A 3,796-nucleotide genomic window follows, 5' to 3' on the forward strand; every position below is an offset into this window, starting at 1 on the left:
GGCGCACACCCGGGGCGGCGGTGAACTGGGCCGACGGTGGTACGACCAGGGCAAGCTGCTGGCCAAGAAGAACACCTTCACCGACTTCGTGGCGTGCGCACAGCACCTCGTCAAGGCCGGCTGGACGGCCAGCGACCGGCTTGTCGCCCGGGGCGCATCGGCTGGTGGCCTGCTGATGGGCGCGGTGGCCAACCTCGCGCCGGACGCGTTCGCCGGGATCGTGGCGCAGGTGCCGTTCGTGGACGCGCTCACGTCGATCCTCGACCCGTCGCTGCCGCTGACCGTCACCGAGTGGGAGGAGTGGGGCAACCCCCTCGACGACCCCGAGGTGTACGCGTACATGAAGTCCTACACCCCGTACGAGAACGTGGCCGCCGTTGACTATCCCGCGATCCTCGCGGTGACCAGCCTCAACGACACCCGGGTGCTCTACTCGGAGCCGGCGAAGTGGATCGCCCGGCTGCGGGCGGTCGCCCCGGGCGGCGACTACCTGCTGAAGACCGAGATGGGTGCCGGGCACGGCGGCCCGAGCGGTCGCTACGACTCGTGGCGCGAGGAGGCGTTCATCAACGCCTGGATCCTGGACCGCATCGGCCACGCCTGACCCGACGGGTCGGCATGATCGCGTTCGGTGGTGGGAGTGGTCCCCTCGGCGGCTCGGGGAGACCACCCACTCCGACGATCGGGCGCGATCATGGCCGGGTCGCGCAGCCGCGGCCCGGCCTTTCCGGGTCGTGGCGGATGTCGCGGCCTAGACTTCCGGGGTGACCGGGGCTACGGATAGTGACGGCGGAGTGGCCGAGGACGTCCGCCGACCGAGCGTGGCGGCGGTGGCGCGGGACCGCCGGGTCTGGCTGATCCTCGCGGTGGTCGCCGGGCTGCTGGTCTGCTGTTGTTCGGCAGTGGTCGGCGCCTTGATCGCACTCTCCTCCGGCCTGCTCGCCGCCTGACCCGACCGTGTGGGTCAGGCCGGCCGGCGGGGGCGGTTCGGATCAGGTCGTCCGCAGCTCGTCCAAGGCGGTGCTGGCGCGCAGGAAGAGCAGGCCGACACCGACCGTCACCAGCACCGCCGCCAGGGCGCCGGCGCCGAGCCACGCCAGGTGCTCCAGAGGTACGGGAACGGCTCGCTGCACCGCGGGGTAGTACACGATCCGGGAGTACTGGTCCCGGGTGGCAGGGTCGTCGCAGAGCGCGGCCGGGGCATCGCAGATCAACGTCGACCCGCCTCCCTCCGACACGTCCGCGACGAGCCCTCGGCCGAGCAGCGTGCCAACGGTGAGCGCGAGCAGGATCGCCGGCACGGCCGGCACCAACGCCTGCCAGGCCACCGAACGGCCCAGCGTGGCGCGGGGCACCCCGGTGGCGACCAACGCGGCGTAGGCGCGGCGTCGGGCGACGATCCCCTCGACCAGCGCGACGATCAGCCCGCCCGTCGCGATCAGGATGGCCACGGCGATCGCGCCGTCGACGAGATCCATCGTCGACAGGTAGAAGGGGTTGGCGCCACCGTCCGCCCCGGCGAGTCGGCTCTGCTCCCGCTCGATCTGGTCCTTGGTGGCGAAGTAGGCGCGCTGGGCTGCCGCACCCGCGCCGAAGATCAGGGCGGCGAGCAGCGCCGCGAACGTGCGGCTGCCCGCCCACGGATCGGCCATCAGCCGGCCCGCCGCGAGCAGGGCAGCCGGCCTGCGGGCGTGCCGACGTAACAACCGCCCGCAGTGGTACGACAGCCAGCCGGTGCCGATCACCACACCGATCATCGCCGCGAGCGCGCCCACCACGAACAGCAGTGGCACCAGCCGGTCCGCCATCTGCACGTCGGCGACCCTGTAGACGATCGGGCGGATCAGCGCGAACGAGACCACGCCGAACCCGATCAGGAGCCCGGCCCACGGGCCCGGCCCGCGCTCGCGGACGGCCTTACGACTCAGCCCGAGCGGGCTGGTGGTGACCGTACGCAGCATCAGGGCGGTGGCCAGCGCCGCCACGACCGGCAGACCGAGCACCACGCCGACCAGCCCGCCGGTCGACGGCAGCACGTCGGTGGGCAGGGCCAGTCGACCTTGCGCGTCCGGGCGGTGCAGCAGGTCGCGGCCGACCAGGTGGACACCCAGCCCGACGAGCGTGCCGAGCAGCGCGGCCACCCCGGTCTCCAACACCACCAGTCTGGTGACCTGGCCCGGAGTGGCACCGGCCAACCGCAGCGCGGCCAACCGGCGGTCCCGGGCCGGCGCGCCGAGCCGGGCGCACTGACCGGCCAGCGCCAGCACCGGGACCATCAGCATGAGCAGCGCGAACGCCGTACCGCCGCGCAACCCGGGCTCCCGCAGCAGTGCGTTGTGGTACTGCTCGGACTGCTCCCAGGCGTCACCGGCGGGTTTCTCGATGGCCAACACGGTGAGCGCCGCGAGCCCGGCCAGGGTGGCCAGCAGGGCGCTGAGCGCGGTGAGCACCACCCGGGCGGTGTCGGTGCGGGTGCCGGCGAGCGCGAGGCGGAGCAGCGTCGTCGGCCTCACCGGGCGCCGCCGGCCAGCGGCACGTCGAGCCCCAGGCCGGTGTGGTCCACCAGGCCGTCACGCAGCACGATCTCCCGATCCGCGTACGCGGCGATCCGCGGCTCGTGGGTGACCAGCACGACGGCGGTGCGCTGCTCGCGGGCGAGCCGGACCAGTTGGGTGAGGACCTGCTCGCCGGTGAGCGTGTCCAGTGCGCCGGTCGGCTCGTCGGCGAAGAGCACCCGAGGCTCGGTCACCAGCGCCCGCGCCGTGGCGCAGCGCTGCTGCTGACCCCCGGACATCTCACCCGGCCGCACGTCGGCCACCTCGGCCACCCCGAACCGTTCCAGCCAGGTGAGCGCCGCCGTCCGTGCCTCTCGCCGCCCCGTGCCGGCGAGGAGCAGAGGAAGTGCGACGTTCTCGGCGGCGGTCAACTCGGCCACCAGTTGACCGAACTGGAACAGCACCCCGAACTCGGTGCGCCGCAGCCGGGACCGGGCCGCCTCCGACCAGGTGTCGATGCGGTGCCCACGCCAGGTGACCTCGCCGGCGTCCGGCCGGAGAATCCCGGCCAGGCAGTGCAGCAGTGTCGACTTGCCGCAGCCACTCGGCCCGGTGACGGCGACGATCTCGCCCTCGGCCAGGTCGAGCGTCACGCCGCGCAGTGCGGGCGTCGGGCCGTACGCCCGAACCACGCCGCGAGCCTGGAGTTGCGTCACGGATGCACCTCCCGGTGCCAGTCGGCGACCCGGAGCAGGGTGGCGTGCAGCCACCGCAGATCCGCGTCGAGGTGGGCTATCGCGAAATCGGCCGCGACCACGTCGCTGAGGGTGGCGGCCGGTTCGCCCTTGACCGCGGTCAACTCACGCAGCCGTGCGGTGTGCGCGGCCCGCTGGGCGATCAGGTACGACCGGGCCCGATCGACATCGGCGACCAGCAGTGCGACCACGACCTTGGCGAAGAGCGTGCTGGCCACGTAAGGCATTGGTGCTTCCACAGTGGACAACCACTGGTCCAGCGCGTCCCGCCCCTGGTCGGTCAGCTCGTACGCCGTGCGATCCGGCCCGGCCACCCGATCCTGGCCGGCGGCAGCCACCAGCCCGTCCCGTTCGAGGCGGCCGAGAGTGGCGTAGACCTGCCCGAAGGCCAACGGCCGAGCGCGCGGCAGCCGCTCGTCGTGCGCACGCTTCAGTTCATACCCGTGCCGGCTGCCCCCAGCGAGCAACCCGAGCAGAACATGCGGCGTAGACACCCCGCCCACTATTCACCCAGCGAATACCCAAGTCAACAACCCACCCACCCCC

The 3,796-nt window shown here is 72.8% G+C and carries 5 protein-coding genes; 2 read left to right on the forward strand and 3 right to left on the reverse strand.

Going from position 1 to position 3,796, the window contains the following annotated elements:
• The coding region (locus tag ABZ749_RS31300) for a prolyl oligopeptidase family serine peptidase (protein WP_357234120.1) at positions 1-604 on the forward strand (604 nt) is incomplete at its 5' end.
• Between the two features lie 160 nt (positions 605-764).
• Positions 765-950 (forward strand): hypothetical protein, encoded by a 186-nt coding sequence (locus tag ABZ749_RS31305; protein WP_357234123.1) that lies wholly within the window; start codon positions 765-767, stop codon positions 948-950.
• Positions 951-992: 42 nt separating this feature from the next.
• On the opposite strand, the gene ABZ749_RS31310 is transcribed toward ABZ749_RS31305, so the two are convergent.
• Genes ABZ749_RS31310 through ABZ749_RS31320 form a run of 3 tightly spaced genes read right to left on the reverse strand, consistent with a single transcriptional unit; the run spans position 993 to position 3,744 of the window.
• On the reverse strand, positions 993-2,513 hold the full coding sequence (locus tag ABZ749_RS31310; protein ID WP_357234126.1) for an FtsX-like permease family protein: 1,521 nt from the start codon (positions 2,511-2,513) through the stop codon (positions 993-995).
• Positions 2,510-3,211: an ABC transporter ATP-binding protein gene (locus ABZ749_RS31315; protein WP_355004789.1), complete on the reverse strand. Its 702-nt coding sequence runs from the start codon at positions 3,209-3,211 to the stop codon at positions 2,510-2,512. The genes ABZ749_RS31310 and ABZ749_RS31315 overlap by 4 nt, the downstream gene beginning before the upstream one ends.
• On the reverse strand, positions 3,208-3,744 hold the full coding sequence (locus tag ABZ749_RS31320; RefSeq protein WP_357197860.1) for a PadR family transcriptional regulator: 537 nt from the start codon (positions 3,742-3,744) through the stop codon (positions 3,208-3,210). Before ABZ749_RS31320 ends, ABZ749_RS31315 begins: the two co-directional genes overlap by 4 nt.
• Positions 3,745-3,796 lie beyond the last annotated feature (52 nt).

The sequence above is a fragment of the Micromonospora sp. NPDC047753 genome (assembly GCF_040642735.1).
Taxonomy (GTDB): Bacteria; Actinomycetota; Actinomycetes; order Mycobacteriales; family Micromonosporaceae; genus Micromonospora.